Source organism: Pseudomonas sp. Z2-11, from assembly GCF_054161305.1.
Genome location: NZ_CP096395.1, coordinates 6,048,478 through 6,065,086, shown reverse-complemented (window position 1 = coordinate 6,065,086; position 16,609 = coordinate 6,048,478). Strand labels below are relative to the sequence as shown.

The window sequence follows — 16,609 nt, the reverse complement described above, 5'->3', positions numbered from 1 at the left end:
GATGAGCAACGACGATCGTACCCAGTTCATGCCGACCCCCGGTGGCCGTGGCGCGGACCCTTTCCGCCCGGACCCGGGGCGGCCGCAACCGGCACCCGCGACGGCGCCGCTGTCGATGCCGGCCGCGCCGCTGTTGACCGGCAAGGCCCAGGGCCTCAACCCGCTGGAGAGCGCCGCCGGCCCGCTGCTGGCCCTGCTGACGCGCCTGCGCAGCACCATCGCCCACCCGGCACCGGCCAGCTTGCGCGCCCAATTGCTGGCCTACCTGCGCCAGTTCGAAGAGCGCGCCGAAGCCGCCGGCGTGGCGCGCAACGACGTCTTGCTGGCCCGCTACGCCTTGTGCACCGCGCTGGATGAGGCGGTGCTGAGCACGCCTTGGGGCGGTACCAGCGACTGGGGCAAACAGAGCCTGTTGATCACCGTGCACAACGAAGCCTGGGGCGGCGAAAAAGTCTTCCAGCTGCTGGAGCACTGCCTGCAAAGCCCGCGCGAGCGTCTGTACCTGCTGGAGCTTTTGTACCTGTGCATGTGCCTGGGTTTCGAAGGGCGCTACCGGGTCATGAACGACGGCCGCAGCCAACTGGAAGCGCTGCGCGAACGCACCGCAGCGGTCATCCGCAGCGCCCGTGGCGACTACGAACGCGAGCTGTCGCCGCACTGGCGTGGGGTCACCGTGGCCCGCGATCGCCTGGCGCAGTTCATGCCGCCATGGATCGCCGTGGCCATTGGCATTGCCCTGTTGCTGGCGTTGCTGTTCGGCCTGCGCATGAAGCTGGCCGCCGATGCCGAGCCAGTGTTCAAGAACATTCATTTCCTCGGCGAAATCCCGGTGCAGACGATCGACCGTCCGGTGGTCCAGCCGAAAGTGATCGAACGTCCGCGCCTGGCCGGGTTCCTCGCCGATGAAATCAGGGCCGGCCGGATTGCTGTGGAAGACGCCGTCGACCGCTCGGTAGTGACCATCCGTGGCGATGAACTGTTCGCCTCCGGCAGCGCCAGCATCAAGGATGATTTCCAGCCGTTGATGCTGCGCATCGCCGATGCTGTGCGCAAGGTCAAGGGCCAGGTGCTGGTGACCGGCCACAGCGACAATCGTCCGATCGCGACCTTGCGGTTTCCGTCCAACTGGGCCTTGTCCGAAGCACGGGCCCGGTCGGTGCTGGACATTCTTTCGACCAAGACCGGCCAGCCCGAGCGCTTCAGCGCCGAAGGCCGCAGCGACACCGAGCCGTTGGCGTCCAACGCCACGACCGAGGGGCGGGCGCGCAATCGTCGGGTTGAAATCACAGTATTGGCGGAGGGGGTCGAGTGAAGGCGTTTTTCAGTTTCATGACCCGTTGGGTCATCCCGTTGCTGGGGCTGATCGCCCTGAGCCTGATCATCTGGTTCGTCGGCCCGCTGCTCGATTGGCTGGTGCCTGAAGGGCGCCGTTGGGCGCTGATTATCCTGGTGTTTGCGGTATGGATCGCCTATCGCCTGTTCCGCATCATCCAGGCCCGCCGGCAGGCCGCCGAAGTCATGCGTAGCCTGGCCGCGCAGACCCCGCCGGACCCGACCAGCATCGCCACCGCCGAAGAGCTCGAAACCTTGCGCCAGCGCATGGACGAGGCCCTGGCCTTGCTCAAGAAAGCCAAGCTGGGCGGTGACGAGCGCCGTAACCTCTACGAGTTGCCGTGGTACGTGATCATCGGCCCACCGGGCTCGGGCAAGACCACCGCACTGGTCAACTCAGGGCTGCATTTCCCGCTGGCGGCGCAATTGGGCGCCGGCGCGGTGCGCGGTGTCGGTGGCACGCGCAACTGCGACTGGTGGTTTACCGACGAGGCGGTGTTGCTCGACACCGCCGGTCGCTACACCACCCAGGACAGCGATGCGACCGTCGATAAGGCCGCGTGGCTGGGCTTCCTCGGCCTGCTGAAAAAACAGCGGGCGCGACGCCCGATCGATGGCGCGTTCATCGCCATCAGCCTTTCGGACCTGCTGTTGGGCAGCGACGCCGAACGTGCCGCCCACGCGGCGGCCATCCGCCTGCGGATCCAGGAGTTGTACACGCAGCTGGGCGTGCGTTTCCCGGTTTACCTGATGCTCACCAAGCTCGACCTGGTGCCGGGGTTCATGGAGTACTTCGACAACCTGAGCAAGGAAGAGCGTGCCCAGGTCTGGGGCATGACTTTCACCCTGGACGATGGCAAGAGCAACGACAGCCCGCTGGCGCACCTGCAAAGCGAATTCGCCCTGCTCGAGCAGCGCCTCAATGATCGCCTGGTAGAGCGCCTGCAACAGGAACGCGACCCGGCGCGGCGCGACCTGATCTACGGCTTCCCGCAGCAGTTCGGGGCGTTGAAGGACTGCCTGCAAAGTTTCCTCGACGGGGTGTTCAAACCCAATGCGTTCGAAGAGCGTGTGTTGCTGCGTGGCGTGTATTTCACCAGCGGCACGCAGGAAGGCAGCCCGATCGATCGCCTGATCGGCTCCATGGCACAAAGCATGAACCTGGACCGCCAGCACCTGGCGCGACAGACCGGTACCGGGCGCAGTTACTTCATCGAAAAACTCTTCAGCGCCGTGGCCTTCGCCGAGCGCGGGCTGGTGGGGGTGGACCCGAAAGTCGAGCGCCGGCGCAAGTGGATCGCCCGCGGCGTGCTGGCGTCTACTGTGCTGGTGGTGTTGGTGGTCGGCACGTTGTGGTGGGTCAGCTACCGCGCCAACCAGGCCTATATCGCCCACGTCGACCAGAAAGTCGCGCCGCTGGGCCAGACCGTGCAGAACCTCAGCCCAGCCCAGCGCGACGTACTCGCGGTATTGCCGCTGCTCAATGCCGTGAAGCATCTCGCCGACGATGCTCCGGACTGGGCCGAAGGCCTGGGCCTGTATCAGGGCGACATGCTCGAAGCCGAGTCCGGCAGCGTCTACCGCAAGCTGTTGATCGCGGTGTTCGCGCCCCGCCTGTTGACGCGCATCGAAGAGCAATTGCACGGCGGCGGCAACTCGGACTTCCTCTACGAGGGGCTGAAGGCCTACCTGATGCTCGCCGATAACGAGCATTACGACGCCGATTTCATCAAGGCCTGGATCGCCCTCGATTGGGACCGCAGCCTGCCGCGCGACCTGCCGGCCGAACAGCGTCAGGCTTTGACCGGGCACTTGCAGGCGCTGTTCGAGCGGCGTCCGCCGACCGCGCGCCTGGACCCACGCCTGATCGAGGACCTGCGCCGCCAGCTGCAACAACTGCCGGTGGCCCAGCGCGTCTACGACCGCATCAAACGGCAGAAGCTGCCCGACGGCATCCCCGACTTCCGCATCAACGAAGCCGCCGGGCGTGACGCCGCGCTGGTGTTCAGCCGCAAGAGCGGCAAGCCGTTGGGCGAGCCGCTGAGCGGCTTCTTCACGGTCAAGGGTTACCGTCAGGGCTTTTTGCTCTCCAGCCTGAGCCAGACCGGCACCCTGGCTGAAGAGCAATGGGTGCTGGGCTTTGAGCAGGCCGATCAGCAGAACGTCGCCAGCCTCGCCGCCGATGTGCGGCGCCTGTACTTCCAGGATTACCAGCGCCAGTGGGACGCCTTGCTGGCCGACATCGACTTCGTGCCAATCACCAGCGTGGCTCAGGCCGCCGATGTGCTGCGGGTGCTTTCCGGCCCGACCTCGCCGCTGAAAAAGCTGCTGGTGGCGGTGGCGAAGGAGACCGACCTGCAACAGGACGAACGCCTGCTCGCCGCCCAAGGCGTACCGGCGGGCGACGGCGTGGACAAGCTCAAGGAGCGCCTCGGCAGTCTGCTCGGCCAGGAGCAGGCAACGCCAAACGCGCCGCAAACCAGCGATGACCCGATCACCGCGCACTTCGCCGAGCTCAACAGCATCGTCAGCAAGAGCGAAGGCGAACCGGCGGCCATCGACGGCCTGCTGTCCGACATGAACGCCCTGTATGTGCAGGTCAGCGCCATGGTCGGCGCCAGCGGCGACGCCTTGCTCGGCGAAGCGAAGAACCAGGCGTCGGCCGCCGCCACCCGCGTCAGCCTCAACGCCGAACGCCAGCCGCCGCTGGTGCAGGGTCTGGTCAAGTCGGTGGTCAACTCCACCACCAACACCATGATGGGCGGCGTACGCAATCAGTTGAATGCTGCCTGGACCAGCGAAGTGGTGAATATCTACCGCCAATCCCTGGCCGGGCGTTATCCGATGTCCCCGGGCAGCGCACGGGACGCGACCCTCGATGACTTCGGCCAGTTCTTCGGCGTCGGCGGGGTGATGGACAACTACTTCCGCAAGTACCTGCAACCCTACGTCGATACCTCGGCCCCGACCTGGCGTTGGCAGCCGGGCGCAGCGCAGAAGCTCGGCATCGCTCCGGGTGTGCTGCAAACCTTCCAGCGCGCGGCGACCATTCGCGATGCGTTCTTCCGTTCCGGCGGCACGCAGCCGATGGTGCGCTTCGAGCTCAAGCCGGTGGCGATGGATTCGACCATCACCCAATTCCTGCTCGACCTCGACGGCCAGCAGTTGAGCTACGACCACGGCCCGAGCCGGCCGACCGCCATGCAATGGCCGAACCCGGGCAGCATCGGTGTGGTGCGCATCTCGATCATGCCGCCGTCGTCCAGCGGTCGTTCCGGCATCACCTTGGATGGGCCATGGGCCTGGTTCCGATTGCTGGAGCAGTCGGACCTGACCGCTGGCAACTCGCCGGATCGCTTCAACCTGCGGCTGCGGGTCGATGGCGCCAGCGCCTCTTACGAGTTGCGGGCCAACAGCGCCTTCAACCCGTTCAAGAGCCGGGTACTCAGTGGCTTCAGCCTGCCGGAGCGCCTATGAGCAGTACAGCGGGTTTCTATGGAAAGTTGGCCAGCCGTGGAGACTTCGTCAGCCGTGGCTTGCCGCAGAGTTTTATCGGCCCTTGGGACTCATGGCTGGCGGCGGGTTTGCTCGCCAGCCAGGCCAGCCTCGGCGAGCGCTGGCTGGATGCCTATCTGGTCAGCCCGCTGTGGCGCTTCATGGTCGCGCCCGGCGTGTGCGGGCCGGACGCTGCGGTTGGCGTGGTGATGCCTAGCATTGACCGGGTCGGGCGGTATTTCCCGCTGACCGTTGCAGCGTTGCTCGACCCGGATGCCGACCCGGCCTCGGTGGTCGGCGGCGCGGACGACTGGTTCGAGCGGGTCGAGAACCTGCTGTTGAGCACACTGAACGTGGAGGCCAGTTTCGAAGCCTTCAACGCGGAGCTGGAAACCCTGGATGGCCCGATGTACCTGCCGCGCACCCCGAGCAGTCGCTTCGCCAGCCTGCATCGCTTCGATGCCACCGATTCGCAGCGGCGAATGAGCGCCCTCGCCGAGTCGGCTTGCGAAGGCGTCAGCCTGTGGTGGGGCCAGGGTTCGGAGCGCATCGCGCCCGGTTTGATGCGGTGCCAGGGACTGCCGGCCGCCGCTGATTTTGCGCAATTTTTGCTCGGCCAAGAAGGTGTTGTGTAGATGCGTCCAAGTGCTGGAAAAGCCTTCAAGTCTGCAAGCAAAAGCCATGTCGGCATGGTCCGCCAGGTCAACGAGGACGCCTGTCTGGACCTGCCGGAAAACGGTTTGTGGGTGGTCGCCGACGGCATGGGCGGGCACGCGGCGGGCGACTACGTCAGCAGCCTGATTGTCGACAGCCTGCGTAGCATTGCGGTGGGCCGCTCGCTGGACGAATACATCGCGGCGCTGCAAAGCGACCTGCTGCGGGTCAACGCCGCCGTGCGCGAAGAAACCGCCAACCGTGGCGTGACCATGATGGGCAGCACCGTGGTGGTGCTGGCCACGCGCGACCTGCGCGGCATGTGCCTGTGGGCCGGTGACAGCCGCTTGTACCGCTTGCGCGACGGCGTGCTGGAAGGCATCTCGCGCGACCACAGCTACGTCCAGGATCTGCAGGACAGCGGCCTGCTCAGCGAGGCCGAAGCCCGCGTGCATCCGCGGGCCAACATTGTCACCCGCGCCATCGGCGTCGAGGCGCAACTGAACCTGGCGATGACCGAGCTGCTGCTGGTGCCCGGCGACAGCTACCTGCTGTGCAGCGACGGCTTGACCAAGACCGTCGAGGACGAAGAAATCCGAGAAGTATTGAGCCACGACGAGCCCGGCGAAATCGCCAGCAGCCTGGTGTCCCTGGGTCTGATGCGCGGCGCGCCGGACAACATTACCGTGGTCGTTGTGAAGGTGCCGTCATGAGCTTGCCCCTGAATATTGTCATCCCCGGCTACGACATCGATGGCGAGATCGGCGAAGGCGCGATGGCCAGCGTGTACCTGGCGACCCAGCGTTCGCTTGAGCGCAAGGTCGCGTTGAAAGTCATGGCCGCGGCGCTGGCGGCCGACCCGACTTTCTGCGAGCGCTTCTTGCGCGAGGGCAAGACCCTGGCGCGCCTGTCGCACCCGCATACCGTCACCATCCATGACATCGGCAATGTCGGTGAGCTGTATTACATGGCGATGGAATACCTGCCCAACGGCACGCTCAAGGAACGCATCGCCGCGGGCCTGACGCCGGAGCAGGGCCTGACCTACATCCGCCAGATCGCTTCGGCCCTGGGTTACGCCCATGGGCTGGGCCTGGTGCACCGTGACGTCAAGCCGGCCAACATCCTGTTTCGCGCCGATGGCACGGCGGTACTGTCGGACTTCGGCATCGCCAAGTCCCTGGACGATCGCACCCAATTCACCCAGGCCGGGTTTGCCGTCGGCACGCCCAGCTACATGAGCCCTGAGCAAGCCCGTGGGCAAGACATCGACGGCCGAGCCGACCTGTACGCCCTGGGCGTGGTGCTCTACGAGATCCTCGTCGGCAAGCTGCCGTATATCGGCAACGACGCGCTGTCCACGGCCCTGGCCCACCTGACCGAACCGCTGCCGGAGTTGCCGGTGCACCACGGTCGTTACCAGGAAGTGCTGCGCAAACTGCTGGCAAAGGATCCGGCGGAGCGTTTCCCGGATGCGACTGCGTTGCTGCGCGCGTTGGATAACCTGCCAGAGGAATCGTCGGAAGCGACGCTGATCCGGCCGTTGTCGTTTGAACTGCCTGCCGCGCCGCCTCCGGTGGATGACTTGGCCGGCCTGACGCCTATGTCCATCGACATTCCCAGTGGCCCGGCTTACGCACAACCGCAGCCCAGGCCGGTCCCGCCGCCGGTAAAACCGACGCCTCAGTCGACGGTGCCGGAGCAGCGCAAGCGGCCGGTGTTCGCCCTGGCCGCCGTTGCGGTCGCCGTGGCGCTGGCCTTGGGCGGCGCAGGTTATTGGTGGCTGTCCGGGGATGATGGCAAAGCCGCGAAGCCGCCGGTGGTGTCCACGCCGCCGGTCAACAAGACTCCGCAGAAACAACCTGAAGCGCCACCGGCCAAGCCACCCGTGACGCCGCCAATAAACCCGCCCGTGGCGACCGAGGCCGATGGCGGCCAGCGACCCTTGCTGATGGCCGGCAAGAAAACTCTGTTCCAGCGTGTGCTCAGCAAGCCGGGGGCGAAACTCGCCGACGCGCCGGGCGCCGCAGCGGGCAAGTCGCTGCCGGCGTTCTCGGTGTTGTATGTGTATCAGCGCAAAGACGTGGAGGGCAGCGCCTGGGTGCGGGTCGGCGCGGCCACCGACGGGCGCAGCGACGGCTGGCTGCCCGCCGCCCAGGTCAGCGATTGGAAACAGAGCCTGGTGCTCAAGTTCACCGAACGCTCTGGCCGTGCGCCGGTGATGTTCCTGCGCCAGCCCGGCGAAGTGGAAAAGCTCCTGGCGAACCCTTCGGCCGCGAAAAATGCGTTGCTCAAGGCCCAGCAAAGCCCCCAGGACAACCAGCAAGTGCTGGCCCTGGAACCGGCCGCCAGCGCCGTACCGCAAAACCAGTTCTACCTGTTGCCGATCTTCGATTCGCGTGAAAGCTTCGACGACAACGGCCAGCCGGTGCAGTTGCTGAACGTTGCCTCCATCGACCCCGGCAACACGCAAAAGGCCGCGACCAACACGCCGATCACCACCGCCAATGCCGACGCGTTCCGTACCGCCGTGGTGCTGGTGGTGGACACCACCGTATCCATGCAGCCCTATATCGATCAGGTCCGCGACGTGGTGCATCAGTTGCAGACCCGCATCGGCGAACGTGGCGAGTTGGACAGTGTCAGCTTCGGCATGGTCGGTTTCCGCAGCAGCATCAAGAAGACCCCGGGCCTGGAGTACACCGCCAAGACTCTGATCACGCTGGAGCAGGGTCGCGACCCGCAACGCTTCCTGGAGATGGCGCGGCAGGTCAAGGCGTCTACCGTGTCGAGCCATTCGTTCAACGAGGATGCGTTTGCCGGGGTCATGGAAGCCGTGGAAGGCATGGACTGGTCCGGTTACGGCGGGCGCCTGATCCTGCTGGTGACCGATGCCGGTGCCCTGCGCAAGAACGACCCGTTTGCCGCGACGCAGATGAACGAGGCCGAAGTGCGCCAGGCCGCGTTGGGCAAGCAGATCAAGATCTACGCCCTGCACCTGCTCAGCGACGCCGGCAAGAAAACCCACGCCGGCGCCCAGACCCAGTACCGCACCCTGACGGCCGACGCCAATCCACAGATCGGCGACCTGTACATCCCGGTGCCGGGCGCCGACGTGCGCAAGTTCGGCGAGCGGGTCGACGAGATCGGTTCGGTGTTTGCCGATCTCGTGCACCAGGTGCGCAGCAACAAGCCGCAAAGCGTGCCGCTGCTCAGCGCCGCGCCAAGCCTGGCCAACAAATCGGCGGCAGTCGGTTACGCCATGCACATGGATTTCCTCGGCCGCAAAACCGCCAGCCAGGCGCCGCAACTGGTCAGCGCCTGGACCGCCGACCGCGACCTGACCAACCCGGCGCTGCCGGCGTTCCAGGTCTGCGTGATGCTGACCAAGCTGCAGCTCAACGACCTGCAGCAATCGCTGAAGCTGATCGTCGACGCGGCCCGCAAGACCCAAAGTTCGCCCAAGGATTTCTTCCAGGAAATCGCCAGTGCCAGCGCCTACATGAGCCGCGACCCGTCGGCCCTGCGCAAGGGCGGCAATCTCGCCACCGGCGGCATCCTCGGCGAGTACCTGGAAGGGCTGCCGTACCGCAGCAAATCGTTGAACATGACCCAGGACCTGTGGCTGTCCTTGAGCGTGGCCGAGCAGGAAGATTTCATCGACGAGCTGGAGTCGAAGATCCGTCTCTACGAAACCTTCCACAACGATCTCGCCAACTGGGTGCGTTTCGGCGATGCCGAGCCGGGCGATGCCTTGTACCGCGTTCCGTTGTCGACGCTGCCGTGATGCTGAACCTGAACGCCGTGCACAAAAGCCGGGGCACCGGCAGCCAGCGCTACAGCCTGGTGATTCCACGGCTGCAACTGCGTGGCGGTGAACAGCTGGCGGTGGTCGGCCCCAGCGGCTGCGGCAAGAGCACCCTGCTGGACTTGCTCGCGCTGGCGCTGGCGCCGGATCAGGCCGGGCAATTCGACTTCACGCCCGCCAATACACCGCTGGACATCGCCAAACTGTGGCGTGCGTCGCAACAGGACACCTTGGCCGAGCTGCGCAGCCGTCACCTGGGCTATGTTCTGCAAACCGGAGGCCTGCTGGGTTTCCTGGACGTGCGCGGCAACATCGCGTTGTCGCGCAAATTGCTGGGCTTGAAGGATGACGGCAGCGTGACGCGCCTGGCTGGACAACTGGACATCGCCGATCAACTGGACAAGAAACCGACGGACCTGTCCGTGGGTCAGCGCCAGCGGGTCAGTTGCGCCCGCGCTTTGGCCCATGGCCCGCGCCTGCTATTGGCCGATGAGCCGACCGCCGCGCTGGACCCGTTGAACGCCGAGCGCGTCATGCAGTTGCTGGTGACCCAGGCCCGGGAGCAGGGCGTGTGCTGCGTCGTTGCCACCCATGACGAGGCGCTGGCCCGCGCCAGCGGCTTGCAGGTGCGGCGCATCAGTTGCCGTCGCGACACGGACGGCGGCGTCACCGCCACCCTTGGGGAGGCTTGCTGATGCGCGGCGCGCTGGTGGCTTCCCTGGCCTGGCAGGATTATCGCAACGACGCCTGGCTGTCGGCCTGTTCGGTGCTGGCGCTGGTCGCGGTGGTGGCGCCATTGCTGGTGTTGTTCGGCCTGAAGTTCGGTCTGGTCAGCAGTCTGACCGAGCGCCTGGAACGTGACCCCGCGACCCGGGAAATTATCCCCTTGGGCGGCGGCCGTTTCAGCGCCGGATTCGTCGAACAACTGGGGCAGCGCAACGACGTGGCTTTCGCCTTGCCGCGCACCCGGCAGATCGCGGCCACGGCGGACCTGAGCAACGAGGCTTCGGCGGTCACGGTCGAAATGATTCCCACGGCGCTGGGCGATCCGCTGTTCGACCAACTGCCGGTGCCGCAAGGCCTGGAGCAAGTGGTGCTCAGCCAGACCGCCGCGGAAAAACTCGGCGCCAGGGCTGGCGATTGGTTGCAGGCCAGTTTCGGCCGGCAGGTGGCCGGTCGCAGCGAGGCGCAGCGCACACGGGTGCAGGTGCTGCAGGTGCTGCCGCTGGAAGCCTTCGCCCGGGACGGTTTGTTCGCGCCGCTGGCATTGCTGGAGGCGGCGGAGGATTATCGCGACGGCCGCGCCGTGCCCGCGTTCGGCTGGCCTGGCGATACGGTGGGCGACGCTGGGCAGCGGGTTTATCCGGCGTTTCGTTTGTATGCCCGCAGCCTCGGCGATGTCGAGCCGCTGCGTCAGTACTTCGCCGGACAGAACCTGCTGGTGTCGACCCAGGCCCAGACCATCGCACAAGTGCAATCGTTGAGCCGCAACCTGTCGATCGTGTTCTGGATCATCGCCGGATTGGCGCTGGCCGGTGCATTCGCGGCGATTTTTGCCGGTGCCCTGGCGGCCGTCGAGCGCAAGCGCCGGGAGCTGTCGGTGTTGCGCCTGTTGGGTGTGTCCACCGCGGCGCTGTTGTTGTTCGTGGTCTTGCAGGCGCTCTACAGCGCCACGTTTGCGGCCCTGCTGAGTGTTGGCCTGTATGGCCTGGCGCAGTCGGGCCTGAATCATTTATTTGCGCAGATGCCCGGCGAATACGCCAGCCATCTGCTGGTGCGCCATTACACCTTGGCCCTGGTGGCCGTGCTCGGCGTCAGTGCCGTCGCGGCGGCCTGTGGCGGCTGGCGGGTGGCGCGCATCCAGGCGTGTGAAGGAATTCGCGATGTATAAGTTATTGGGCGCCGCCGTGGCGCTGAGCCTGGCCGGTCTGGTCTGGGCTGATGAAGGCACGGATAAACTGGACAACCCCAAGCCATTGCCCGACGACGTCAGCCTGCCGCTGCCGTGCGAGGGGCAGATGGTGTTCCGCTACGTCTACATCCTCGCCCAGGGCACCCTGGACGACCGAGAGATCAGCCTCGGCTACCCGTTCAGTGAAGGCGAGGCGGGCTATCAACAGTCGTTCATTTCCGGCTACCGGCGCGATTTCATCAACGGCCAGTTCACCCTCAAGGACTTGCCCAAGGACTGGAACAAGACCATCACGCCGTTGATGCCCAAGACTGACGCCAAGACGCCGCTCAAGCCGATGTTGTACTTCATCGGCAAATACGAAGTGACCGCCCGCCAGTACGCCCAGGTCATGGCGCAGGCGCAATCGCTGGCCAGCGGCGAGCCGGCACCGGCCTGCGAGGCGCTGCTGGCCGAGTTGCCCCAGGGCATGGCCGGGCGCTTGCCCAAGGTGAAGCTGTCGAAGTTCGAGGCCGAGCGCTTCTCGGCGGTATACAGCGCCTGGCTGATGAAATACCACAAGGACCTGTTGCCGGTGAGCGGCCGCGGTACCTCCGCTGAAGACGGCGGGCTGGGTTTCGTGCGCCTGCCCACCGAGGTCGAATGGGAATTCGCCGCCCGTGGTGGGCATGCCGTGAGCCGCCAGGACCTGGAAGGACGATTGTTTCCCCGACGCCTGGAAGGCAGCGAAAGCGACGGGCCGTTGGCCGAGTGGGCGGTGTTCAACCAGGTCGCCGGTGGCACCGGCCAGGCGGCGCGACTGATGCCCATCGGCACCAAGCTGGCGAACCCGATCGGGTTGTTCGATGTGGTGGGCAACGCCGCCGAGATGGTCCAGGAATCCTTCCAGCTTGTGCACGCCGGCCGCCGTCAGGGCGCCTATGGCGGTTTTGTGGTCAAGGGTGGCAACTACCTGGAAGGCGAGGGCACGTTGTTTACCGGCATGCGCCGCGAGTACCCGTTGTTCGCCGCCGACGGCACCGAACAGAGCAACGAAACCACCGGCTTTCGCGTGGCCGTCGGGGCGTTGTCGGCGCCGCGCTCGCGCTACAAGGAATTGTTCGCCCAATGGCAGAAGGAAGGCCGGCTCGCGTCCCTCACCGATGCCATCGACGATGCCGAAGACCCGACCAAGCGCCTGGACAGCATCATCGCCGCCAGCGCCGACCCGCGCCTGCAAGCCGAGCTCGGGCTGGTCAACGAAGAGCTCAAGCGCAACGTCTCGCTCATCGCCCAGCAGCGCGAGGAAGCGGCGGGCAACCTGATCCAGTCTTCGGCCCTGGTGGCGGAGACCATCAACAACTACAACATTCGCCTGACCAACCTGCAAAACAGCCGGCAGGCGGCCCTGGACGCCAAGGACGAGGCCAGTGCCACGCTGTTCGCCACGGCCATCGACAACGGCCGCAGCGCGCTGGATGGCGCGGTGGCGATCTACATCGACAACCTGGCAACCGGCACGCGCTACACCGATGCCGTGATCCAGGCGCAGTTCCAGCGCATCAAGGAAGAGCTGGAGCGCAAACCGGTACTGGGCAAGAGCCTGGTGGCGCGTGCAACGTTATTCGTTCGTCATGTCGGGGATTATCGTCAGCAGAAACGAGCCGACCCGGCGGCGATATTGAAGGAATTGCTCGCATCGAGCGCTCAGCGGTCTTGAGTGTTCGTTGCCAGCGAGCTTGGAAGGGACTCAGGCGGCGATAGGGCTGTGCTGAGCTGGTCAAAACTTAAACGAGAACACAACTATGCTTTTCTCCCGTAAACCTTTTGCTTCGGTTTCCAAGCGTCATTTGCTGATGGTCGCTGTTGGCTTCAGCACCGTGCTGACCGGCTGCGCCACGTCGCCGACCTCCAAGGTCGCTTCGAGCACCAAGGTCGAGTACTACCCGAACTGCTACGAGCCGGTGCAGCACCTGCGCTCTACTGAAGGCAACATGACCAAGTCCGTGGTCACCGGCGCAGCCGTCGGCGCCGTCGGCGGTGCCTTGCTGGGCGCGCTGACCGCTGACAAGGAAGACCGTGGCCGCAACGCCGCCATCGGTGCCGCGGGCGGCGCCCTGGCCGGTGGCGCAGCCGGTTACTACACCGAGCGCCAGAAGCAGATCGCCGATGACAACATGCGCATCGCCTCCTACGCCGCCGATGTCAGCAAAAGCGCTTCGGACATCGACCGCAGCACCGCGTACGCCAAGGCTTCGCAACAGTGCTACCAGAACGCGTTCAGCAAACTGGTCGCCGACCGCAAGGCCAAGACCGTCAACGACACCGAAGGCCGCAAGCGCCTGGCGGAAATCGTCGCCGGCCTGAAAGAGTCCAACGACCTGATCGTCGCCGTGAACGGCAAAGCCGCCGAAGACCTGAACAACTACACCCAGGCCTATGAAAAAGACCTGCAGCAAGTGGGTGTGCAGCGTACCGACGTGGTGACCGTGGCCACTGCTGATACCACGCAAGTTGTGGCGGCACAGACCAGCACCAAGAATAAGAAGAAAGTGACGCCGGCGAAGAAGAAAGAGCTGCCAACCGTGCCGAAAGAAGCGGTCGCCACCGAGAAGACCCTGCAGACCGCCAAGGCCAAGCAGGATGAAGGCAAGCAGGTCGCCAGCGCCGGCACCACCCAGGTCAACAGCATGTGCAAAAACCCGGACCTGGGCGATTGGGCACCGGTGCCTTGCCCGAATGTCTGATTGATTGATGACGGTTGGTCACTCCCTCAGGGGTAGTGATCACCGCGTAAAACCCGTGGGAGCGAGCTTGCTCGCGATAGCGTCCGTTCAGTTGGCATTGATGTCGACTGAGGCACCGCTTTCGCGAGCAGGCTCGCTCCCACAGTTTTTTGTGTGTGGCTGAAAGATCCGCAACAAACCCAGATCCCCTGTGGGAGCGAGCTTGCTCGCGATAGCGTCCGTTCAGGTGGCATTGATGTCGACTGAGGCACCGCTTTCGCGAGCAGGCTCGCTCCCACAAATGTTTTTTGTGTGGCTGAAGATCCGCATCAAACCCAAATCCCCTGTGGGAGCGAGCTTGCTCGCGATGGCGTCCGTTCAGTTGGCATTGATGTCGACTGAGGCATAGCTTTCGCGAGCAGGCTAGCTCCCACAGTTGTTTTGTGTGTGGCTGAAAGATCCGCATCAAACCCAAATCCCCTGTGGGAGCGAGCCTGCTCGCGAAAGCGTCCTTTCAGTTGGCATCATGTAAAAACGTGACTTGGCAGTCATCATGCAGGATTCAAGGTCTATCTTCCGCAAAACGGATTCGATGATGGCGTTCCGGCACAGAATCGCTAAACTGCGCCGGCCGTTCATTTTCTCACGAGGCTGTGCCCATGAAATTTCGTTTGCTGCTGTGGATGCTCGGGTTGTTGATGGGCAAGGCCAGTCGTAACAATCCGGCGTTCCAGCAACAGTTGGCCGACCGGGAGCTGGTGTTCCAGTTGCAAACCCTGGACGGCAAGGTCGCCAGGCATTACACCGTGAAGAACCAGCGCATCACCAGCCACTCCGGTGTCTACCCGACACCGGCCTTCGCCATCGCCTTCAAAGATGCAGCCTATGGCTTCGCCACGATGCAGGCGAAGAACAAGCAGTTGGCATTCATGACCGGGATCCAGGACAAGTCGATCCAGATCAAAGGCAACCCGGCGCTGGTGATCTGGTTTCAGGGGTTGATGAAGTATCTGAAGCCGAAGAAACCGAAGAAGGTTTAGCCAAGATCCCTGTTTGGTCCGGGGTCATGGTTAACACCCGTGGCGAGGGAGCTTGCTCCCGCTGGGCTGCGCAGCGGCCCCAAGGTGGGCTGGCGCGATCCTTCAGGCGGATCGCGTCGGCTGGTTTCGCGACTGCTGCGCAGCCGAGCGGGAGCAAGCTCCCTCGCCACAAAAGCTCAGCTGCCTGCGTCGGCAATCAATGGCTGAACTGCGAAGCCAGTTCCCGCAGCAACACTTCGGCTTCGAGCACTTTGCTGACCACGTCGTTGGCCTTTTCCCGGGTCAGCCCCACGCGTTCGAGCAGCGAGTCCGGGATGTCCTCGTCCGGGCCCGAGCCGATGCTGCGCGAGCGCAGCAGGCGAACGGCCAGGCACACCAGGTTCGGGTAGGCGGCGTATTCGCCGTCATAGTGCGGGTCGTGCTGGAAGCGCAGGGCGGTGGCCAGTTCGTCGGGCATGTCCCAGTAGCGCATCAGCCAGGCGCCAATCTGCTCGCGACTGATGCCCAGCAAGTGCTGTTCCACGTAGCTGTGGCACAGGTGCGGGTTGACCTCCAAGTGCCGGCAGATCAGTGAGAAATGCGGCGGGAACACGTGGGCAAGCAGCAGATAGCCGAAGTTGTGCAGCAGCCCCGACAGGTAGGTCAGGCCGCCTTCGGGGCGCTGGGCGCGCGGCATGGCGCGGGTCAGGCCTTCGATGACAGCGGCGGTGTAGATCGACTGCTGCCAGTAAGGCGTGGTGTGTTGCGGATGGTCCTTGGGCAGGCTCAGGGTCTTGCCCAGGGCCAGGCCCAGCGCCAGGTTGATCACCAGGTCGAAGCCCAGCACCCGGACAATGGCGTCTTCCACCGAGCGAATCTTGCCTGGCGAGGCGTAGTACGGCGACGCGGCCCAGCTCACCACTTGCGCAGCCAGGGCCGGGTCGGTTTCCACCACGCCGGTGATGTCATCAATGGTCGCGTCGGGATCGACCCGCAACTTGATGATCTTCTGCGCGGTTTCGGCCAGCGGCGGAATCTCGATGGTTTCTTCCAGGCGTTGCTGGATACGCCGCGCGGTGAAGGCCTGCACGGCCATGGTGATTTCCTTGCGGTCGTCGTCCGGGCGGTCCAGGTTTGGCGTGATATTGCTCAAAGGCTCGCCGAACGTCGCGGCGCTGGCCTTGGTGAGCATGGTCTTGAAGGCTTCGCTGGTGACTTCCAGCAGCAGCCCCGGCTCGCCGGAATTGATCAACAGTTTCGGCTCGCGCAGCAGGCCTTCTTCATACAGGCACGGCGAGCTGGTCAGCGCTGGCAGGCCGGGCAGCAGGCTCAGGTTGTGCTTGCCGAGCATGCGTTCCAGGCGCTCGGTCGGCACAGCCGTGAGTTTACGACCGGTGAGCTCGGCCAGCCGGTTGAGGTCCAGCAACTGGTTTTGCGGAAACAGGACCATGAGCGCGCCGACAGCGTCGTGCAACAGCACGGCCTGCACTTTACGAGCGGGGTTCAAGCCCGGTCGCTCGATGACTTCGTCAAAGGCGATGCCCAATTTCTCGAGCAACTGCCGAATAACAGACGGAGCGTGCGGGGTTTCGGGGACGAGGGCAGCTTCGGTCATGGTCTGTATCCGTTTTCCTACAAGTTGGTCAGTATAACCAGCTTGTCGGGCAGGCGCGTCCAGAAAACT

The 16,609-nt window shown here is 64.7% G+C and carries 11 protein-coding genes; 10 read left to right on the top strand and 1 reads right to left on the bottom strand.

The window, feature by feature from the left end; all coding sequences use genetic code 11:
• Position 1 precedes the first annotated feature (1 nt).
• The 10 genes from M1E16_RS27150 (at position 2) to M1E16_RS27105 (ending at position 14,946) form a co-directional block, all read left to right on the top strand.
• Positions 2-1,312 (top strand): DotU family type VI secretion system protein, encoded by a 1,311-nt coding sequence (locus tag M1E16_RS27150; protein WP_458128808.1) that lies wholly within the window; start codon positions 2-4, stop codon positions 1,310-1,312.
• Entirely contained in the window at positions 1,309-4,809 is a 3,501-nt protein-coding gene (gene tssM, locus M1E16_RS27145) for a type VI secretion system membrane subunit TssM (protein WP_458128807.1), read from the top strand. The genes M1E16_RS27150 and tssM overlap by 4 nt, the downstream gene beginning before the upstream one ends.
• Complete coding sequence (gene tagF, locus M1E16_RS27140; protein ID WP_434602262.1) at positions 4,806-5,462, top strand: type VI secretion system-associated protein TagF; 657 nt, start codon at positions 4,806-4,808, stop codon at positions 5,460-5,462. Before tssM ends, tagF begins: the two co-directional genes overlap by 4 nt.
• Complete coding sequence (locus M1E16_RS27135) at positions 5,463-6,194, top strand: PP2C family protein-serine/threonine phosphatase (RefSeq protein ID WP_434570876.1); 732 nt, start codon at positions 5,463-5,465, stop codon at positions 6,192-6,194.
• Complete coding sequence (locus M1E16_RS27130) at positions 6,191-9,268, top strand: protein kinase domain-containing protein (RefSeq protein WP_458128806.1); 3,078 nt, start codon at positions 6,191-6,193, stop codon at positions 9,266-9,268. The genes M1E16_RS27135 and M1E16_RS27130 overlap by 4 nt, the downstream gene beginning before the upstream one ends.
• Positions 9,268-9,984, top strand: coding sequence for an ABC transporter ATP-binding protein (locus tag M1E16_RS27125; protein ID WP_458130374.1), 717 nt, complete (start codon positions 9,268-9,270; stop codon positions 9,982-9,984). The genes M1E16_RS27130 and M1E16_RS27125 overlap by 1 nt, the downstream gene beginning before the upstream one ends.
• On the top strand, positions 9,984-11,180 hold the full coding sequence (locus tag M1E16_RS27120) for an ABC transporter permease (protein ID WP_458128805.1): 1,197 nt from the start codon (positions 9,984-9,986) through the stop codon (positions 11,178-11,180). Before M1E16_RS27125 ends, M1E16_RS27120 begins: the two co-directional genes overlap by 1 nt.
• Positions 11,173-12,900, top strand: a complete 1,728-nt coding sequence (locus M1E16_RS27115; RefSeq protein WP_458128804.1) for a formylglycine-generating enzyme family protein — start codon at positions 11,173-11,175, stop codon at positions 12,898-12,900. The genes M1E16_RS27120 and M1E16_RS27115 overlap by 8 nt, the downstream gene beginning before the upstream one ends.
• 85 nt (positions 12,901-12,985) lie before the next feature.
• Positions 12,986-13,927 (top strand): type VI secretion system-associated lipoprotein TagQ, encoded by a 942-nt coding sequence (tagQ, locus tag M1E16_RS27110; RefSeq protein ID WP_305497890.1) that lies wholly within the window; start codon positions 12,986-12,988, stop codon positions 13,925-13,927.
• Between the two features lie 638 nt (positions 13,928-14,565).
• Positions 14,566-14,946 carry a helicase gene (locus M1E16_RS27105; RefSeq protein WP_305497892.1) on the top strand — a complete coding sequence of 127 codons (381 nt, stop codon included), beginning with the start codon at positions 14,566-14,568 and terminating at the stop codon, positions 14,944-14,946.
• 196 nt (positions 14,947-15,142) lie between these two features.
• On the opposite strand, the gene M1E16_RS27100 is transcribed toward M1E16_RS27105, so the two are convergent.
• Complete coding sequence (locus M1E16_RS27100) at positions 15,143-16,540, bottom strand: aminoacyl-tRNA deacylase and HDOD domain-containing protein (protein WP_434570889.1); 1,398 nt, start codon at positions 16,538-16,540, stop codon at positions 15,143-15,145.
• Positions 16,541-16,609: the final 69 nt, after the last annotated feature.